Origin of the sequence: Nocardia sichangensis (genome assembly GCF_047200615.1) — a bacterium.
Lineage (GTDB): Bacteria > Actinomycetota > Actinomycetes > Mycobacteriales > Mycobacteriaceae > Nocardia > Nocardia sichangensis.
The window spans coordinates 45070-63527 of the sequence record NZ_JBJZOK010000037.1; the positions used below are offsets into that span (position 1 = coordinate 45070).

18 protein-coding genes are annotated in these 18458 nt (G+C 68.3%); 5 read left to right on the plus strand and 13 right to left on the minus strand.

What is annotated here, in order from left to right; all coding sequences use genetic code 11:
• Positions 1-24: 24 nt before the first annotated feature.
• The 3 genes from uvrC to ACL03I_RS34520 form a co-directional block, all read right to left on the minus strand.
• Positions 25-2034, minus strand: coding sequence for an excinuclease ABC subunit UvrC (gene uvrC / locus ACL03I_RS34510; RefSeq protein ID WP_412808045.1), 2010 nt, complete (start codon positions 2032-2034; stop codon positions 25-27).
• Positions 2035-2091: 57 nt separating this feature from the next.
• Complete coding sequence (locus ACL03I_RS34515) at positions 2092-2517, minus strand: hypothetical protein (protein ID WP_412808046.1); 426 nt, start codon at positions 2515-2517, stop codon at positions 2092-2094.
• Between the two features lie 124 nt (positions 2518-2641).
• On the minus strand, positions 2642-3331 hold the full coding sequence (locus ACL03I_RS34520) for an HAD family hydrolase (RefSeq protein WP_356961777.1): 690 nt from the start codon (positions 3329-3331) through the stop codon (positions 2642-2644).
• Between the two features lie 153 nt (positions 3332-3484).
• On the opposite strand from ACL03I_RS34520, the gene ACL03I_RS34525 reads away from it, so the two are divergent.
• The gene (locus ACL03I_RS34525; RefSeq protein ID WP_412808047.1) at positions 3485-5437 is read left to right on the plus strand and encodes a gamma-glutamyltransferase family protein; all 1953 of its coding nucleotides are present in this window, start codon (positions 3485-3487) and stop codon (positions 5435-5437) included.
• 89 nt (positions 5438-5526) lie between these two features.
• On the opposite strand, the gene ACL03I_RS34530 is transcribed toward ACL03I_RS34525, so the two are convergent.
• The 5 genes from ACL03I_RS34530 to ACL03I_RS34550 all read right to left on the minus strand — a co-directional run bounded on the left by ACL03I_RS34530 (position 5527) and on the right by ACL03I_RS34550 (position 9622).
• Entirely contained in the window at positions 5527-6066 is a 540-nt protein-coding gene (locus ACL03I_RS34530) for a GNAT family N-acetyltransferase (protein WP_412808048.1), read from the minus strand.
• A 62-nt stretch (positions 6067-6128) separates the two neighbouring features.
• A complete protein-coding gene (locus ACL03I_RS34535) occupies positions 6129-6620 on the minus strand; it encodes a PH domain-containing protein (protein WP_412808049.1) in 492 nt (163 codons plus the stop codon).
• Between the two features lie 2 nt (positions 6621-6622).
• Positions 6623-7102 (minus strand): 6,7-dimethyl-8-ribityllumazine synthase, encoded by a 480-nt coding sequence (ribH, locus tag ACL03I_RS34540; RefSeq protein WP_355070733.1) that lies wholly within the window; start codon positions 7100-7102, stop codon positions 6623-6625.
• 30 nt (positions 7103-7132) lie between these two features.
• Positions 7133-8377 carry a bifunctional 3,4-dihydroxy-2-butanone-4-phosphate synthase/GTP cyclohydrolase II gene (locus ACL03I_RS34545; protein WP_355070731.1) on the minus strand — a complete coding sequence of 415 codons (1245 nt, stop codon included), beginning with the start codon at positions 8375-8377 and terminating at the stop codon, positions 7133-7135.
• 621 nt (positions 8378-8998) lie between these two features.
• On the minus strand, positions 8999-9622 hold the full coding sequence (locus ACL03I_RS34550; RefSeq protein WP_355070729.1) for a riboflavin synthase: 624 nt from the start codon (positions 9620-9622) through the stop codon (positions 8999-9001).
• A 563-nt stretch (positions 9623-10185) separates the two neighbouring features.
• Here ACL03I_RS34550 and ACL03I_RS34555 point away from each other — a divergent pair.
• On the plus strand, positions 10186-10656 hold the full coding sequence (locus ACL03I_RS34555; protein WP_412808050.1) for a hypothetical protein: 471 nt from the start codon (positions 10186-10188) through the stop codon (positions 10654-10656).
• 6 nt (positions 10657-10662) lie between these two features.
• Here the strand turns inward: ACL03I_RS34555 and rpe are convergent, their stop codons facing one another.
• On the minus strand, positions 10663-11319 hold the full coding sequence (rpe, locus tag ACL03I_RS34560) for a ribulose-phosphate 3-epimerase (protein ID WP_355071047.1): 657 nt from the start codon (positions 11317-11319) through the stop codon (positions 10663-10665).
• Between the two features lie 96 nt (positions 11320-11415).
• Between rpe and ACL03I_RS34565 the strand changes: the two genes are divergently transcribed.
• Entirely contained in the window at positions 11416-11838 is a 423-nt protein-coding gene (locus tag ACL03I_RS34565; RefSeq protein ID WP_355070725.1) for an anti-sigma factor, read from the plus strand.
• Entirely contained in the window at positions 11838-12701 is an 864-nt protein-coding gene (locus ACL03I_RS34570; RefSeq protein WP_355070723.1) for an RNA polymerase sigma factor SigF, read from the plus strand. The genes ACL03I_RS34565 and ACL03I_RS34570 overlap by 1 nt, the downstream gene beginning before the upstream one ends.
• 6 nt (positions 12702-12707) lie before the next feature.
• On the opposite strand, the gene ACL03I_RS34575 is transcribed toward ACL03I_RS34570, so the two are convergent.
• The 4 genes from ACL03I_RS34575 to ACL03I_RS34590 form a co-directional block, all read right to left on the minus strand.
• The gene (locus ACL03I_RS34575) at positions 12708-14378 is read right to left on the minus strand and encodes a transcription antitermination factor NusB (RefSeq protein WP_412808051.1); all 1671 of its coding nucleotides are present in this window, start codon (positions 14376-14378) and stop codon (positions 12708-12710) included.
• Positions 14375-15298, minus strand: a complete 924-nt coding sequence (gene fmt / locus ACL03I_RS34580; RefSeq protein ID WP_355070719.1) for a methionyl-tRNA formyltransferase — start codon at positions 15296-15298, stop codon at positions 14375-14377. Before fmt ends, ACL03I_RS34575 begins: the two co-directional genes overlap by 4 nt.
• Positions 15298-15864, minus strand: coding sequence for a peptide deformylase (def, locus tag ACL03I_RS34585; RefSeq protein ID WP_355070717.1), 567 nt, complete (start codon positions 15862-15864; stop codon positions 15298-15300). Before def ends, fmt begins: the two co-directional genes overlap by 1 nt.
• A gap of 1346 nt (positions 15865-17210) precedes the next feature.
• Entirely contained in the window at positions 17211-17642 is a 432-nt protein-coding gene (locus ACL03I_RS34590; protein ID WP_412808052.1) for a hypothetical protein, read from the minus strand.
• 137 nt (positions 17643-17779) lie between these two features.
• Here ACL03I_RS34590 and ACL03I_RS34595 point away from each other — a divergent pair, with 137 nt between their 5' ends.
• Positions 17780-18448 (plus strand): helix-turn-helix domain-containing protein, encoded by a 669-nt coding sequence (locus ACL03I_RS34595; protein ID WP_412808053.1) that lies wholly within the window; start codon positions 17780-17782, stop codon positions 18446-18448.
• The last annotated feature ends 10 nt before the right edge of the window (positions 18449-18458 follow it).

The window sequence follows — 18458 nt, forward strand, 5'->3', positions numbered from 1 at the left end:
AACTTCCGGTGCACTGTCGACTGACTATTCGGACTCGAGCGCCGCAAGGACCGCTTTCGCGGTCGCCAACCCGATGCCGGGCACCTCGGTGATCTCCTCTACCGTGGCCTGCTTCAGCTTGGCCACCGATCCGAAATGGGTGACCAGCGCGGTCCGGCGCGCCGTTCCGAGCCCCGGCACCGAGTCCAGGGCCGAAGCGGTCATCCGGCGGGAGCGTTTGCTGCGATGGAACGTGATGGCGAAGCGGTGCGCCTCGTCGCGGACCCGTTGCAGCAGATACAGCGCCTCGCTCGTGCGCGGCAGGATCACCGGGTCGCTCTCGCCGGGCACCCACACCTCCTCGAGCCGTTTGGCCAGGCCGACCACCGCGACATCGGTGATGCCCAGCTCGTCGAGCACCTCGGCCGCCGCGGCGACCTGGGGCGCGCCGCCGTCGACGACGAACAGGTTGGGCGGATAGGAGAACTTGCGCGGGCGTCCGGTGGTGGGATCGATGCCGGGACGGGAGGTGAGGTCCAGCGCGTCGTCGTCGCTTCCGGTCGCGGCGAGGTCCTCGTGCTCCATCATGTCGCGCTCGCGACGCAACTTGAGGAACCGGCGGCGGGTCACCTCGGCGATGCTGCCGACGTCGTCGGAGCGGCCTTCGCCCGCCGCCTCCCGGATCGTGTAGTGGCGGTACTCCGACTTGCGGGCCAGACCGTCCTCGAAGACCACGAGCGAGGCGACCACATCGGTCCCCTGCACGTGGCTGACGTCGACGCACTCGATGCGCAGCGGCGCGGTGTCCAGCTCGAGGGCGTCCTGGATCTCTTGCAGCGCTTGCGATCTCGACGTCAGATCGCCCGCTCGCTTCAGCTTGTGCTGGGCCAGCGCCTCCATCGCGTTGCGCTGCACGGTCTCGGCCAGCGCCTTCTTGTCCCCGCGCTGGGGCACGCGCAGCTTCACCGCCGAACCGCGCAGGTCCGACAACCACTGCTGGATCTGCTCGACGTCGGCGGGCAACTCGGGCACGAGTACTTCCCGGGGCACCACGGCGGCGGGCTGCTCGTCGGCCGCCTGCTCGGCCACCGCGACCTGCTCGCCGTAGAACTGGGTGAGGAACTGCTCGACCAGCGCGGCGAGTTCCCCGCCCGCCTCCGGGACGTCGACCGCGTCGCCCGACTTGTCGACCACCCAGCCGCGCTGGCCGCGCACTCGGCCGTCGCGCACATGGAAGACCTGCACCGCCACTTCCAGTTCGTCGGTGGCGAAGGCGATGACGTCGGCGTCGGTGCCCGTGCCGAGCACCACCGCCTGCTTCTCCAGCGCGCGGCGCAGCGCCTGGACGTCGTCACGCAGCCGGGCGGCGGTCTCGAAGTCCAGGTCTTCGGCGGCCGCGTGCATGCGGCGCTCCAGCTCCCGGACCAAGCGATCGGTGCGGCCTGCGAGGAAGTCGCAGAAGTCGTCGACGATCGCGCGGTGTTCTTCGGCGCTCACCCGCCCGACGCACGGGGCCGAGCATTTGTCGATGTAGCCGAGCAGGCAGGGGCGCCCGATCTGACTATGCCGCCGGAAGACTCCGTTGGAGCAGGTGCGCGCGGGAAACACCCGCAGCAGCAGATCGAGCGTCTCGCGGATGGCCCAAGCGTGCGCGAAGGGGCCGAAATAGCGGACGCCTTTGCGGCGCGCGCCGCGGTAGACGAACAACCGCGGATATTCCTCGTTCAAGGTGACGGCGAGTACCGGGTAGGACTTGTCGTCGCGGTAGCGGACGTTGAAGCGCGGATCGAACTCCTTGATCCAGTTGTATTCCAGCTGCAGCGCCTCCACCTCGGTGGAGACGACCGTCCACTCGACGCTCGCGGCCGTGGTGACCATCTGCCTTGTGCGTGGATGCAGCCCGGCGACGTCGGCGAAATACGAGTTCAGCCTGCTGCGCAGGCTCTTGGCCTTGCCGACGTAGATGACCTGCCGATGGGCGTCCCGGAATTTGTAGACACCGGGTTCGACGGGGATCGTGCCCGGCGCGGGCCGGTACGTCGCTGGATCTGCCACCCATCCAGCGTATAGACCGGGACCGACAGCCCGGCCGACGGCGGCTCCCGGCTGCGGTCATGGCACGGGGACGCCGAACCAGCCCTTGGCTTCCGGACGGCACAGCAGGTGCACGACGGCCACCGAGGTAGCCACCGAGTACCCCGCGGCGACGACGCCGACGACGGGCGGGACGCTCGCGAGGTCCCTGATCGCCCAGCACCCGACGACCGCCTGCAGGAGCGCCAGCGCGATCGTCAGCTTGCGGACGGCCGGCGCGCCCTCGGCGAATCCGAGCACGAGCAGCCCCAGCGCCCACGCGACGCAGAACTGGGTGGATGCCGTGGCGGCCGCGTCGCCGCCGCACGTCAGATTCATCAGCACGGGATAGGCGAGTCCGAATCCCGCCATCCCGGCGACGGCTTCCCGCACGTCCCGAACCGCCGCCGGCATGGCCGTTTCCACGCCGACGGAGGGCTCCTCACCGGAGAACGCCAAGCTCACAGCCGTACCCCCGTTGGTACCGAACCTTCCGGCGCACCTTCGAACACGCCGGAATCGCACCGTAACACGGTGACATCCCGCACATCTCGACTTCGGCAAATGAACCGGGCGGGATCCGGGCGGGTTACTCCACGAGACCGTGCCGCCGCAGCGCGGCCAGCAGCGCGTCCGGGCGCTCGGTGGTGGGAAGGGCCTCGACCAGAGCGAAGCGGCTGCCCAGCGCCTCGGCGCCGCCGTCGGCCTCGGCGCTGTCGCCGATCATCAGCGCGGCCTCGGCGGCCACACCCAGTTCGCCCAAGGCGGAACGGAAGATCTCCGGATCGGGCTTCATGACACCGACCTCGTAGGAGAGGGTGAACGCGCCGACCAGCCGATCCCAGCCGCGCGCCGCGAACGACGGACGGATGTCGAACGGGATATTGCTCACCACCGCGACCGGAACGCCCTGCGCCGCAAGCAGATCGAGGACGGCTTCGCTGTCGGGGTACGGCGTCCACTCCAGCGGGTCCAGCAGCCGGGCGTACAGTCGTTCGGCGTCCTCGTCGGTGGGCACTCCCGATGTGCGCAGCACCTTCATCATCACCTTGCGATGCAGCGCGGGGTCCAGGTCGCGGTGGTCCCAGGCGTACTGCGTCTCGTCGTCGAATTCGATGACGTGGTGGACCGGCGCCGTCATCCGCCGCATGATCTCGGCCTTCTCGTCCACGTCGAACGCCTGCCCGTCCGGCCGCGTCAGGTCCGCGTACCAGGATTCGTCGGCCTCCAGGCGGAACAAGGTCCCGGAGAAGTCGAACAGCACCGCCTCGATCGCCACTCGGCCCAGCCTACCGGCCGAGCATGGCGCACCGCCGGTGCACGCGGCGACCACCCATACCGTCTCGACCTCGACACACGCTGCGGCCAGGGGGATTTCGCCGGTGGGAAGGAAACCGGCGCGGCTGTCGGTACCGAGCGTTAGAGTCCCGGCATGGGGCGCAAGCGAGGAACTTGGGTCGCCGCGGCGGCGGCGTTCGCACTAACCGTCGGCATGGCCACCGCCTGCACGTCCGGCGAGAGCCAGGCGGGCGGCGTCTGCGAGACGGTGCCGAACGGCACGCCGGTGTCGGCCACCGCGGCGGGGCCCGCGGGCAGCGGCACCAAGGATCTCAGCACCAACCCGGAGATAGCGACCGGCTATCGCGCGAACATGACGCCGGTGCGTACACATACCTTCGCGGTGTCCACGGCGAACCCGCTGTCGACGAAAGCCGCGTGTGAGGTGCTGCGCGACGGTGGCACCGCGGCCGACGCGCTGATCGCGGCGCAGACGGTGCTCGGCCTGGTCGAGCCGCAGGCGTCCGGCATCGGCGGCGGTGCGTTCCTGGTCTACTACGACGCGAACACCAAGTCCGTGGACGCCTACGACGGCCGCGAGGTGGCGCCCGCCGCGGCCACCGAGAACTATCTGCGCTGGATCAGCGACATCGATCGCACCGAACCCAAGCCGAACACGCGGGCCAGCGGCCGCTCCATCGGCGTGCCCGGCGTACTTCGGATGCTCGAACTGGCGCACCACGACCACGGCAAGACCGCGTGGCGCGACCTGTTCGACCCCGCCATCGGACTGGCAGATCAGGGCTTCCCGATCAGTCCCCGCCTCGCGGGACAGATCGCGGAGTCGGCCAAGGACCTGGCCGCGGACGAAGACGCCAAGGCGTATTTCCTCAACCCGGACGGTAGCCCGAAGGCCGCCGACACCGTCCTGACCAACCCCGCCATGGCCAAGACGCTCGGCGCCGTCGCCACCGAGGGCGCGCAGGCCTTCTACACCGGCGCCATCGCCCAGGACATCGTCGCGGCCGCGGGCCGGGCCTCCGGCGGGCGCACTCCCGGCCTGATCGCCACCCAGGACTTGGCCGGTTACCAGGCGAAGAAGCGCACCGCGCTGTGCACGAACTACCGCGAGCACGAACTCTGCGGCATGCCGAGTCCCTCGTCGGGCGGCATCACCGTCGCCGCGACCTTGGGCATCCTGGAGAACTTCGACCTGGCCGCCCTGCGTCCGGACAACATCGACCGCAACGGCGGCAAGCCCAACGCCCAGGCCGTGCACTTGATCACGGAGGCCGAACGGCTCGCCTACGCCGATCGCAACAAGTACGTGGCCGACACGGATTTCGTGCCGCTGCCGGGCAATTCGGCGCAAACCTTGCTGAATCGCGACTATCTGCGACAGCGTGCCGGGCTGATCGATCCGAACCGCAGCATGGGTACCGCGCAGCCGGGTGACTTCGGCCCCGTGCCGCTCGGCGTCGGCCCGCAACCGCCCGAGCACGGCACCAGCCACATCTCGGTGGTCGACAAGTACGGCAACGCCGCGGCGATGACCACCACCGTGGAGTCGGCGTTCGGTTCGTTCCACCTGGTCGACGGCTTCGTGCTGAACAATCAGCTCACCGACTTCAACGCCGACCCGCTCGGCGCCGACGGCGTGCCGATGGCCAACCGGGTCCAGCCGGGCAAGCGCCCGCGCAGCTCCATGAGCCCGACGCTGATCTTCGGCAAGGCGCCCGACGGCTCGCGCGGCGAACTCACGCATGTCGCGGGCTCGCCCGGCGGTTCGGTGATCATCCAGTTCGTGGTGAAAACGCTGGTCAACATGTTCGACTGGGGCCTGGATCCGCAGCAGGCGGTCTCCGCGGTCGCGTTCGGCGCTGGCAACAGTCCGTCCACCGGTATCGGCGGTGAGCATCCGGCGATCAACGCCACCGACAACGGCGACCACGACCCGCTGGTGCTGCGGTTGCGCCAACTGGGCCATCAGGTCTCGGTGGCGCCCCAGTCCAGCGGCCTCAGCGCCCTGAAACGCAACGGCTCCGACGGCTGGATCGGCGGCGCGGATCCGCGACGAGAAGGCGCGGTCCTCGGCGATACGCATTGATCGAACCAGCGGGCTCGGTCGCGACCGCCCGTCCGCGTCCCGGCTGTGGCACATCGAGTGATCGGCGTGCCCGCCGGGGCGCACTGCGGCTATTTACTCCAAACCATGGGATACACGATCGGACCTCGGCCGATCGGCAGCTCACCTTGCCGCACGAAACCGAATCGCTCGTAGAAGGGCACCGTGCCGCTGGTGTTCGAGATGAGGAAACAGTCCTCCTCGGCCGCCGCCAACCGACGCTCGAGCAGCGCGCTCGCCAGTCCCCGGCCCTGTGCGCGGGGCAACGTCCCGATGGCGGCCAGATACAGATGCGGTGCCGCCGGTCGCGCATGCTCCATGTGCCGCCCGGCGGCCAGCGCCCGAGCGGCGCTCGACCCCAAGGCGCGCAGTAAGGTCAACGGCTTCGCCGTCGGTGACACCACGTGCGCCGGTTCCCACAGCGCCACACAGGCGAGGTTGCCCTCCGCGTCGTGCGCGAGGTCGACCAGACCGTTCTCCCGGCGCGACGCGATGCGCGAATCCCAGAACGGCGGCAACGCTTTCCGCCGCCGTGACGCTCCCGGCCAGAAGTAGGTCATCAGTGGATCGTCGGCGAAAGCCGCCGCGAGGACGAACGCACCTGGCTCCATGGCGGCGAGGTTAGATCAGCACGCGGGGCCGCGCGAGCCGGATGGCCGCACACCGCACCCGATCACTTCCTCCCGGAATATTTCGCGCCCAGTTCCCGCAACCGGGCCATCGCCCGCGCCGCGTGCTCCTTGTCGTTCGAGCGGATCGCCAGCAGCGGGACGTAGTCGTCGTCGACCAACTCCAGGCGCGCCCAGGACTTCCGATCCGGGAACGACACGCCTCGGATATAGGCCCAGGGAAAATCTTTGTCGCCCAGAATATTTCGCACCGACACGCCCCGCGCGCCGACCCGCACCCGTGGCCTGGTCAGTAACAGCACGGCCGCGGCGCCGAGCACACCGATCCCGATCATCGCGAGCTGATCGGCCACCCGGAAGTTGACGCCGGTGGACCCGGTGCGCAGCCAGATACCACCCACGGTGAACGCGGCCGCCACCAGCACCGCCGCGATCCAGGCCGTCCGCACCGCGCGCCGGGGCCGCACCTCGAAATCCCACTCCGACGTGTCGTCGGCCGGGCCCACGTTCCTGCGAAAGATGCGAACGACCGGCATCGCTACGCGGACTGTCGCAGAGCGCGCAGTGTCAGCGCGGCGTCCAGCGCCGCGGCGGCCGCCTGCTCGCCCTTGTTCTCTTGGGACTCCGGCAGCCCGGCCCGATCCAGGGCCTGCCGCTCGTTGTTGGTGGTGAGCACTCCGTTCGCGACCGGCGTGCCCTCGTCCAGCGAAACCCGGGTGAGCCCCGCGGTCACCGCGTCGCAGACGTACTCGAAATGCGGGGTGTCACCGCGGATCACCACACCGAGCGCCACCACCGCGTCATGCGACTTGGCCAGCTCCTGGGCCACCACGGGCAGCTCCATCGCACCCGCGCAGCGCACCACCGTGATCTGCTGGACGCCCGCGTCCTTGGCCACCCGCTCTGCGTTCGCCAGCAAGGTGTCGCAGATCTGGGTGTGCCAGCGCGAGGCGACGATGCCCAAGGAGAGGTCCTTGGCGTCCGCCAGCGCGAAAGTCGGTACCCCGGTACCGCTCATCGATGTCCGCCTTTCGAGTCTGTTCGCAGTTCAGTGGGCGGTCTCGCCGAGATCCAGCTCGTCGAGGCCGATCAGGTCGTGACCCATTCGGTCCCGCTTGGTGCGCAGGTAGCGCAGGTTCTCCGCGTTCGCGCGCAACGGCATCGGCACCCGCTCGGTGATCCGCAGGCCGTAGCCGTCCAAGCCGACCCGCTTGGCCGGATTGTTGGTGAGCAATCGCATCGACCGGATGCCCAGATCCACCAGGATCTGCGCGCCGGTGCCGTAATCGCGGGCATCCGCGGGCAGGCCGAGTTCGAGATTCGCGTCGACCGTGTCGTGGCCGGAGTCCTGCAGCTGGTAGGCCTGCAACTTGTGCATCAGGCCGATGCCGCGGCCTTCGTGACCGCGCATGTACAGCACGACACCGCGCCCCTCGGCCGCCACCATCTCCAACGCGGCATCCAGCTGCGGACCGCAGTCGCAGCGCAACGATCCGAACACGTCACCGGTCAGGCACTCCGAGTGCACGCGGACCAGGATGTCGTCGCCGTCGGTGATGTCGCCACGCACCAGCGCGACGTGCTCGACCTCGTCGTAGATGCTCTGATAGCCGACGGCCATGAACTCGCCGTGCGCGGTGGGGATGCGCGCCTCGGCCACGCGCACCACATGCTTCTCGTGCCTGCGCCGCCACGCGATCATGTCCGCGATCGAGATCAGCGCGAGCTCGTGCTCGTCGGCAAAGACGCGCAACTCCTCGGTCCGGGCCATGTGGCCCTCGTCCTTCTGGCTGACGATCTCGCAGATCACGCCCGCCGGACGCAAGCCGGCCATGCGTGCCAGATCCACCGCGGCTTCGGTGTGACCCGGCCTGCGCAGCACACCACCATCCTTGGCGCGCAACGGCACCACATGGCCGGGCCTGGTGAAATCGTCGGCCTTCGCGTCGGCGTCGGCCAGCAACCGCATCGTGGTGGCGCGGTCGGCGCCGGAGATACCGGTCGTGACACCCTCGCGCGCGTCCACCGAGACGGTGTAGGCGGTGCCGTGCTTGTCCTGGTTCATCGCGTACATCGGCGGCAGGCCGAGCCGATCGCAGTCGTCGCCGGTGAGCGGCACGCAGATGTAACCGGACGTGTAGCGGATCATGAAGGCGACCAGTTCCGGGGTGGCCTTCTCCGCCGCGAAGATGAGGTCGCCCTCGTTCTCGCGGTCCTCGTCGTCGACGACGACGACCGCCTTACCGGCGGCGATATCGGCGACTGCGCGCTCGATGCTGTCGAACCTGGTCACGTCTGCTGTGCTCCATCTCGAAATAGGTGCCTCACCACAGTACTGTGCTGAATTTGCCGCGACTGCGTCGCGGCGTGTTCGCGGCCCCTTTGTGGCTCGCGTCCGAGCGACCGCCGCTGGCGACTGCGTCGCGGACGCGGCGGCCACTCGGACGCGAGCCGGGCCGCGAACGGCGCATGCTCGGTCTCGCTTCGCTCGAAAAACGGGGTCGAGGTGCGCTGAGCGCTCAGTGCTGCGATCAACCGACCCGTATGTTCGCCGCGGCCCGCCACCCGGCACGAAAACCGTCGACTGCCACGGTGTCGAGGCCCGGGTTCGTAGCGTCCATCCGCACCTGTCGGTTGATAAATGGGAAGTGTCTCCGCCCCGGGCTCGGAGACAGGTCGTGCCCGGTCGGTCTCGCCTCGCTCGGAGATCGGAGTGACGGCGATTCGCTCGGAGATCGGAGTGATGACGATCCGACCTGTCGAGACGATGTTCATCGAACCCGCACGGTCGGCGATCACCGTGACTCCGTGTGCGGGTGACGGCTCGGATGACGGCGTCGCGGCAGCTCTATTACGCATGCGATTCCCGCCGCGCAGCCTCGTGGGCGGGCGGGGACGAGCGGTGCGGGCACTGTCAGCCGCGCTGCTGGAGGCGTTCGACGTACTTGGCGATCACGTCGACTTCCAGGTTGACGGTGGTGCCGACGGTGGCGAAGCCGAGGTTGGTCAGGGAGAGCGTGGTGGGGATGAGGGAGACCTCGAACCAGTCGCTGCTGCCGGTCTCGGCGGGCTCGTCGGAGACGCCGAGGCCGGAGACGGTGAGCGAGATGCCGTCCACGGTGATCGACCCCTTCTCCACGACGTAGCGGGCGATGTTCTCGGGCAGCGAGATCCGCACCACGTCCCAGTTGTCCGACGGAGTGCGCGAGAGCACGGTGCCGGTGCCATCGACATGGCCTTGGACCAAGTGGCCGCCGAGCCTGCTGTTCAGAGCGGCGGCGCGCTCGAGATTCACCTTGGCGCCGACGTCCAGCTTGCCGATGCTGGAGCGATTGAGCGTCTCCGCCATGACGTCGACGGTGAACGAGTCGCCGCCGACCACCTCCACGACGGTCAGGCACACTCCGTTCACGGCGATCGAATCACCGTGCCCGGCATCGGAGGTCACCAGCTTGCCCTTGATCGTCAGCCGCGCGGCGTCGGTCAGCTGCTCGCTGGCGACGATCTCGCCGAGTTCCTCGACGATGCCTGTGAACATGTGCTGTGACTCCTGTCGCGTCGTTGTCTTCCGGTTGCGGAACAGCGCGGCACCCGGCCGCTATTCCCGCACCTCCTCAGCCTAGTGACGCGGGGTCGCCGTAGACAGCCGCGTTCCGTGCCCGCCGAGGGCGGACCGGGACCCGCGCCGGAACCGACCGCAGGGCGGGCCGAGGCGGGCGGAACCGGCCGGTCCCACCGAAAATGGAACGAAATATGTCCACACCCGCCGTGATCACCCGGACGGACGACATATCCATGATTATTCTGCGGCATTTGGCGTACCGCACGAATTAATTTACCCCGCAGAGAGTTTGCGGATTCATTCTCGATACTCGAACGAAACACGGTTATAACGCAGATTCCGCGCTCGGACGGCGCGGGAGGCGATACCGTTACGCGGCTGACTTCTCGCGTTCAACTTTCCCGACCATGCAGTCCAATGACACGCTCTACCAGGGAACATGCCCGACAAGCGGGAAGCCTGCCACACGATGTTCACTCCTCGAGAAAGCCGGAGAACACAGTGGGACAAATTGGGTCGAACGCAGCTGGGGGCGCAGTGTGACCACATTTCTCGATTCGACGCCGGAAGTTCGCTGCTCACGGTATCGGCGCGAATTCCAGCTGCCCGCATCGATGGATCCCGGTTCGCACCGCATTCTCCTGCACATCGGTGTCGACTACGGCGCCGTCACCATGCCCGCCGAACTCGGCGAGCAGGTGCTACGGCGACTCGCCCAAGACGGAATCGCCGGGCCGGTGGTCGACCATCCGCGAGCCAAGCATTGGACGTTCCTCACCGGCCCCGCCGGGCCGGACGCCGTCAGCCCGGCGGTCTCGGCCGAATTGTTCCGCCTCTACGCCGCGGTGGCCTGCGCGGGCAGCCAAGTGGTGCTGCCCTCACCGGACGACGAGCGCACCGGGTATCGCTTGTGGATCCGGTCACCGGAGGCCGGCGCCCGCCGCCCGCCGATCAGCGCGGTGATCGAGACGATCCGCGCGGTCGCCGCGCGTGGAACGCGGACCGGCTAGCACCGTTCAGCGGGCCCACGCCGAGGCCGCCTGGCCGCGCAGCTTCTCCACGGTGGCGGCGGGGTCGGCGGTGCTGTAGACCGCGGAACCGGCGACGAAGCAGTCCACACCTGCCTCCGCGGCCGCCTCGATGGTGTCGGCGTTGATCCCGCCGTCGATCTCGACCAGCAGCCGCAGCTCACCGGCATCGACCAGGTTCCGCACGACGCGCGCCTTCTGCAGCACCTCCGGAATGAACGACTGCCCGCCGAAGCCGGGTTCCACGCTCATCACCAGCAGCGTGTCGAATTCGCGCAGGATCTCCAGGTACGGCTCGATCGGCGTGCCCGGCTTCACCGAGAGCCCTGCCTTGGCGCCCGCGGCGCGGATGTCGCGGGCCACCGCGATCGGATCGTCGGTCGCCTCCGCGTGGAAGGTCACGTTGTGCGCGCCCGCCTCGGCGTACGGCGGCGCCCAGCGGCCCGGATTCTCGATCATCAGGTGGCAGTCGAGGGGGATCTCGGTCGCCTTCAGCAGGCTCTCCACCACCGGGAGGCCGAGCGTGAGATTCGGCACGAAGTGCGCGTCCATCACGTCCACGTGCAGCCAGTCGGCGCCTGCGACGGCCGCCGCTTCGTCCGCGAGGTGCGCGAAGTCTGCGGACAGGATGGAGGGGGCGATCATCGGAGCGGCCGGACGCGGGTGAATCGGGTTGGACACAACGCCGGAGTCTAACGGTACCCAGGGTTGTCCAGCGCGGGAGTGGGTAGCCTGCATAGGGTGATCAATATTTCGGCGGAACAGGGGCTCTACAGCACCCCGGTGGAGATTCGGGTGGCGGCGTCGGTGACACAACTGCCCATCGTGCGTGGGCTCGCCGAAACACTCGTCCTACTCAGCGATTTCACACTGGACGAGGTGGCCGATATCCGGCTGGCCGTCGACGAGGTCTGCTCGACCCTGATCGCGGTCGCCGCCCCGGAATCGAGCCTGAACTGCCGTTTCACCGTCGGCGACACCGTGTTGCTCGTCCGGGTCGACGGCCTGGCGGAGAAGCCGGGGCTGCCCGATCAGCGCAGCTTCGGCTGGCACGTGCTGCGCACCCTCACCGACTCGGTGGAGGCGACCCAGGATTCGTTCGACGCGACGGTCTCCGGATATCCGACGACGGTCGAGTTCCGTCGGGTCCGGGGGAAGGCGTAGTGGCGGACGAAGACACCGTGTACGACTCCCAGCGCGACGACGACGCCGACACGCTGACCACCGAGGACGAGACCGATGCCGAGGAGACCCTGGAGGCGGCGGGCGCGGTTCCCGGTTACGACGATGTCGGATTGCTCTTCGAGCAGCTCGCCTCCAGTGAGGCGGGGACCGCGCGGCACAGCGCGCTGCGCGCGGAACTGATCAGCCGCTGCATTCCGCTCGCCGACCACATCGCCAGGAAGTTCAGCGGGCGTGGTGAGCCGTTCGACGACCTGACCCAGGTCGCCCGGGTGGGGTTGGTACACGCGGTGGACCGTTTCGACGTCGAGCGCGGCTCCAACTTCCTGTCTTTCGCGGTGCCGACCATCATGGGTGAGGTCCGCCGGTATTTCCGCGACAACACCTGGGCGATGCGAGTGCCGCGGCGTGTCAAGGAGACTCACCTACGCATCGGCGCGGCGATCGACAGTCTCTCCCAGACTCTCGGCCGCTCGCCGACGGCGAAGGAGATCGCCGCCGAGCTGGACGTCGACCCGGACGAGGTGACCCAGGCGGTCATCGCGGGCAACGCCTACCAGCCGAGTTCGATCGACGCGGCCACGCTCGGCCGCGACACCGACGCCTCGCTCCTGGACACCCTCGGCGAGGAGGAGTCCCAGTTCGATCGGGTCGAGGAGTACGTCGCGATCCGTCCGCTGCTGGCCGGGTTGCCGGAGCGGGAACGACGCATCCTCACCATGCGGTTCTTCGAATCGATGACCCAGACGCAGATCGCGCAGCAGATGGGCATCTCCCAGATGCACGTCTCGCGCATCCTCGCCAAGACCCTCGCCCGCTTGCGGGAGCAATCCAGCCGGGAATGACCCCGCTCAGCGCGGCTTGCGCAGCGCCGCCACGAACATGGCGTCGGTACCGTGCCGGTGCGGCCACAACTGTGCCCCCGGCCCCTCGCCGACATCGGTGACGCCGGGCAGCAGTTCGCGGGTGTCGAGCTGCTCGGCGCCGAGGCGGCGCACGGCATCGGCGACGATGGACACCGTCTCCGGCAGATGCGGCGAGCAGGTCGAGTACACCACGACCCCGCCGGGGCGCAGCAGATCCCATGCGGCGGTGAGCAATTCGCGCTGCAACACCACCAGTTCCCGGACGTCCGCCGGGGTGCGCCGCCAGCGCGCCTCAGGTCTACGGCGCAGCGCTCCGAGGCCGGTGCAGGGGGCGTCGACCAGGATGCGGTCGTAGCCCGGGGTCAGTCCGCTGGCGCGGCCGTCGGCGACGTGCACGTCCACCGGCAGGTCGTGCACGGCTTTGCGGACCAGCTCGGCGCGGTGCGCGGCGGGCTCGACCGCGTCCACCCGGAAACCGTCGATCGCGGCGATCGCCCCCAGCAGCGCGGCCTTGCCGCCCGGCCCCGCGCACAGGTCGAGCCAGCGACCGGTGTCCGGGCCGTCGAGCGCGGCCCTGGTCAACGCCAGCGCCACCAGCTGGCTGCCTTCGTCCTGCACCGCCGCCATGCCCTCGCGGACCGGCTCCAGCTTGCCGGGATCGCCGCCGTCCAGATAGACCGCGTACGGCGACCAGCGGCCCTCCTCGCCGCCGGTGACCAGCGCGAGTTCCTCCGCGGTGATGTCGCCGGGGCGGGCCACCAGGTGCACCAGCGGGCGGGCGTCGTCGGCGGCGAGCACGTCGCGCAGTTCCGCCGCTCGCGCGCCCAGCGCGTCGGCGAACGCCTGCGCGATCCAGACCGGATGGGCGTACTCGAACGCCAACCGGCCGAGGGGGTCGGCGGGCGCGAGCGCGTCGACCCATTGCTCGGGGGTCTTCTCCCCCGCGCGCCGGAGCACCGCATTGACGAAACCGGCTTTGCCCGCACCGAATTCGGCGCGCGTCAACGCGACGGAGGTGTCCACGGCGGCGTGCGCGCCGATCCGGGTGCGCAGCAACTGGTAGACGCCGAGCCGGAGCACGTCCAGCAAGGGTCCGTCGATCTCCTCGATCGGCCTGCCCGCGCCTTCGGCGATCACCGCGTCCAGTAGTCCCAGCGACCGGCACGCGCCGTAGGCGAGTTCGGTGGCCAGCGCGGCGTCCCGACCCGACAATCCCCGTTCGCGCAGCAGCGCGGGCAGCACGAGATTGGCGTAGGCATCGCGCTCACGGACCGCCCGCAGCACATCCCTGGCGACCGACCGCGGCGGGTCGGCGGATTCCCTTCGATGCGGTCGTCCGGCGGCTTTGGCCCCTTGGCGCGGCGCGGTTTGCGAAGCCGGGCGCCGGCCGGTGGAACGGTCCGATCGGCCCGCCGCCGAGCGTCGTCCGGTGGAGCCGCGCCGTTCGTCGCGATCACGGCCGGCCGGCTCGGCGCGCCCACCGCCGGAACGCCGACCGGTCGCCCGTGACCTGTCCGCCGCGTCGCGATCCTGCTGCTTCCCGCCGCCCTGCGCGCGTGCCCGGCCTGCCTCGCCGGAACGATTCGGCGCGGCCTCTCGTTCGTCGCGCCGCCGGTCGCGTGCGTTGCCGTCACCGGGCCGATTGCCGCGCGTCATTCGACCACCGCGCCCGGCTGCAGGCGGGCGCCGCGCGCCCAGTCGAGCGCGGCCATCATGCGCTTGCCCTGCGGCTGCACCTGGTCGAGCCGCACCGCGGTGGTCGCGGTGCCGACGAACACACCGGACTTGCGGACCTCGATCACCCGCTCCGGCAATTCCTCCTCGACCAACTCGACCGGCCCCAGCTTCAACCGGGTGCCGCCGACCTCGGTCCACGCCCCCGGCGCGGGAGTGACCGCGCGGATCCGCCTGCTGATGGCCAGCGCGGGCAGATCCCAGCGCACGTGCCCGACCTCGACGCCGACCTTTGGCGCGTACGAGACACCGTCGGTGGACTGCGGGACCGCTTGCAAGCTCCCGTCCTCCACTCCGTCGAGCGTCGCTTCCAGCAGGCGCGAGCCGCTGTCGGCCAGCCGCTCCAGGAGAGTGCCCGCGGTGTCGGTGACGGTGATCTTCTCGGTCACCATGCCGAAGACCGGGCCGGTGTCCAGTCCGGCCTCGATCTGGAAGGTGGAGGCGCCGGTGATCTCGTCGCCCGCATCGATCGCGGCCTGCACCGGCGCCGCGCCGCGCCACGCGGGCAGCAGCGAGAAATGTAGGTTGATCCAGCCGAAGCGCGGGATGTCGAGCACCTGCTGGGGTAGCAGCGCGCCGTAGGCGACGACGGGACAGCAGTCCGGCGCCAATTCGGTGAGTCGCGCGACGAATTCCGGCTCCGACGGCCGCCGCGGGGTGAACACCGGGATGCCGTGTTCGTCGGCCAGCAGGCCGACCGGCGACCTGGTCACCTTCCGGCCGCGCCCCGCGACCGCGTCCGGCCGCGTCACCACGGCGACGACCTCGTGGCGCGCCGATTCCAGCAGACGCCGCAGCGACGGAACCGCCGGTTCCGGGGTGCCCGCGAAGACGACGCGCATCAGCGGCCCGCTCCGAACGGGTTGGGCCGACCCGCACCGCTCATCGAACGGGCCGGGCGCACCGTCGAGCCCGCCGCGAACCAATCGGATTCGCGGATCACCCGCATCGCCTCCTTGCGCTGGGCCGGGTCGAGACGGTCGATGAACAGCACGCCGTCGAGATGATCGGTCTCGTGCTGCACGCACCGCGCCAGCAACCCTTCGGCTTCGAACGTGACCGGTGCGCCGTCGACGTCCACACCGGTTGCCCGCACCCGCAGGGCCCTGCGCGTGTCGTAGCGCACGCCGGGAATCGACAGGCAGCCTTCCGGCCCCACCTGCTCCTCGTCGCCGACGACCTCCCACCGCGGGTTGACCAGATGCCCCGCGGCGTCGCCCGTGTCGTAGACGAACACGCGCAGCCCGACCCCGATCTGCGGCGCGGCCATCCCGACACCGCCGTCGTCGTGCATCGTCTCGGTCAGGTCGGTCACCAGCTGACGCAGATCACGATCGAACGCGGTGACCTCCGCGGCGCGGGCACGCAAGATGGGATCGCCGAACAGGCGAACGGGCTGGATGGTCACGGCTGGCTCCCGGAAGCGACGAATACGGTCGCCCCATTCTAGTGAGACGACCGGAAATCCCCGATTCGCCAGCCGGAAGCTGGTACAACTCCTATGCGGTCCGGGCGGGGTGTCGATCCCTCCGCCCGGCCGCCCGGAAAAGCCCTGGTCAGTGACCTGCCGATGACACCTGACCTGCTTCTCACCTGCAGGTTCACAACACGTCGATGCATTTCACCACCGAACGTAACGGGATTCTGGTGACGGCGTCAACAGCGCAGTTCAGAGCAGTTTCGGGCGCTGCAGTGGTGACGGCGTCACCCGTGAAGTGGTGACGGCGTCACCACTTCCATCACCCAGGCATCATCGGGAGTCCACCAGTCCCAGATCACCAACCCAAGTAGGTGTGATAGTTGCCAGCGATCGATCAGGGGCGCTCCGGGGCCGTCATCGGGGGCCAATGGTAGGTCTCCGGCAACGCCGACCCTGACGATGGCGATCACCGGGAGGAGACGGGTCTGTGGAGGTGCAACAGGATGATAGTGAGAGGGACGCCGATCACGACGGTGGATCCGCGGGTGTGCCCCCGAGGCATAGGACATGTTCGTTTCGGTGGCTAGGTGTCACAAAGCCAACGGGTGCGTTGGTGCGACCACTGACCAGAAAACGTGTCAACAGACCGCATTTTCGCCCGGGTAACCTATGCCTACTGCCCGAGTCACCTACGCCCACCTCGGTTCCCACCACCGCCACCTTAGCTCCTGGTTACGACTTTCGGCGCGTCGCGGAGTCCGCTCAGACGATTGCGCCAAGTGCCACCAGTCAGCAGTGGTCGGGCGGGTTAGTCGACCATACTACTGCCAACCCAGGGCCGCGAACCGAACGAGCCCCGGACCGTCCTGCGGCGGTTCGGGGCTCGTTCAGGGGTATTCGTGCCTACCATCCGATCGCTCAAAACAGTTGACGTATCGAATGTATATCAAGTTCGCCGCATCTGGGAAATCCGCCGTTCTGCCGACAGGTTGGGACGAGCGCCGAACCGTGGAGGGGCTGCTGACATCAGTCCCACGACGGCATGGCAGTACAACTCTCCACACCGGGTCTCGTACTCAATTGGGTTCTGCTGTGGAGAGCACGGCATTGCGGATTGGCAGTGGAGCAGATGCCGGTCAGCGGAGCTTCGACAACGAGGTGCACGTGCTTGCAAGCCAGCGTCCAACAACGAAGTCAACTCGTTTGGAGCGATGTACTCAGAATTCGCCGCGCTCGCCCTCACCGCCCATCGGCCGACATGGGGGCACCATGCTGTGTTCCGATACCGCCGCGCGGGTCGCCATGGGGAGACTCGCTGTGATCGCCGGCGATTATCAGCCGCAATGCGAGGGGCCTGAATACCAGTTGAACCGTGTTCCGTTAATCGTTACGGCACCCCCCCAGTCGATGCAGACACCCGAAGCATTCACCTTCACCGGGCCAGCGTAGGTGGTGTATTCTCCATCATCCTCAATGTAGTTCCTGAAGCCTCCGTCCGCATCTTGTTTAGCAATGGCGGCAAACATAGGGGTTTTGGCTCCCGGATTCTTTTTCCACGTAACCACGCAGTTAGTGGAACCATTGTACAGAAGACGAACGGTCACAACCCCTTCTATGTCATGGTGGTCGATCTCATGATAGCTACCGCCTCCGCACGCTTCGATCGGGGATGACGCCGCATTCGCGGAGCCTGCCACGGCCAGCGATCCGGCAAGAATCGTCACCACGGCGAGACCCAGCTTGACTCCGTGTTCGAGCACGCGCATCAACAACTCCTTCTGAAATCACAACGATTTTCGACTCCAACGGACAAACCCACACTGGCGATCAGTGACCGCTGCCCACTAGCTCTAAAACTGACGGAGGTTGTTGACAGTTTGGGCTCCTGATACGAAGGAGTCCTGTGCCCGAACGTGTATGGAGTGAGAAGGATCTGGTCCGGCGTGCGAAGCGGCGCCTGGCGGTGCTTCGGCATGCCGAGGAGGTCAGCGGCAACGTGGCCGCGACCTGCCGCTACTACGGCATCAGCCGCAACATCTTCTACCGATGGAAGCGCCGCTACGAGGACGAAGGGCTCGACGGGCTCAAGGATCGCTCCAGCGCTCCGCTGCACTGCCCGACCGTCACAGAACCCGAGGTGGTCACCAAGATCATCCACTTGCGCCAGCACTACCACTTCGGTCCGATGAAGATCACGTTTTATCTGCAGCGCTACCACGATGTGGCGATCAGCCAGTCCACGGTATGGCGAATCCTGAAGCGGCTGAACATGAACCGGCTGCCGGCCTCGCAGCGCTACAAACGCCACAAGCAGCGCTGGAAGCGCTATGAGAAGCAGCGCCCCGGCCACCATGTGCAGATCGATGTGAAGTTCATCGAACCGATCACCACCGCGGCCGGGCGGCGCAAGCGCTTCTACCAGTACACCGCCATCGACGACTGCACCCGGCTGCGGGTGTTGCGCGTTTATCCCCGCTCGGACCAGAAGACCGCGATCCAGTTCCTGGACTACGTCCTGTCCCGGCTGCCGTTCCAGGTCGAGAAGATCCAGACCGACATTCAAACTCAGTGATGGTCGAGAA

Excerpts from the sequence above, each read along its gene's own strand:
- rpe (WP_355071047.1), bottom strand. The coding sequence starts at position 11,319 with ATGATCGCCCCCTCCATCCTGTCCGCAGACTTCGCGCACCTCGCGGAC.
- ACL03I_RS34530 (WP_412808048.1), bottom strand. The coding sequence starts at position 6,066 with ATGGAGCCAGGTGCGTTCGTCCTCGCGGCGGCTTTCGCCGACGATCCA.
- ACL03I_RS34535 (WP_412808049.1), bottom strand. The coding sequence starts at position 6,620 with ATGCCGGTCGTTCGCATCTTTCGCAGGAACGTGGGCCCGGCCGACGAC.
- ACL03I_RS34550 (WP_355070729.1), bottom strand. The coding sequence starts at position 9,622 with ATGTTCACAGGCATCGTCGAGGAACTCGGCGAGATCGTCGCCAGCGAG.
- ACL03I_RS34590 (WP_412808052.1), bottom strand. The coding sequence starts at position 17,642 with ATGCGCGTGCTCGAACACGGAGTCAAGCTGGGTCTCGCCGTGGTGACG.
- ribH (WP_355070733.1), bottom strand. The coding sequence starts at position 7,102 with ATGAGCGGTACCGGGGTACCGACTTTCGCGCTGGCGGACGCCAAGGAC.
- ACL03I_RS34575 (WP_412808051.1), bottom strand. The coding sequence starts at position 14,378 with ATGACGCGCGGCAATCGGCCCGGTGACGGCAACGCACGCGACCGGCGG.
- fmt (WP_355070719.1), bottom strand. The coding sequence starts at position 15,298 with ATGCGCGTCGTCTTCGCGGGCACCCCGGAACCGGCGGTTCCGTCGCTG.
- ACL03I_RS34525 (WP_412808047.1), top strand. The coding sequence starts at position 3,485 with ATGGGGCGCAAGCGAGGAACTTGGGTCGCCGCGGCGGCGGCGTTCGCA.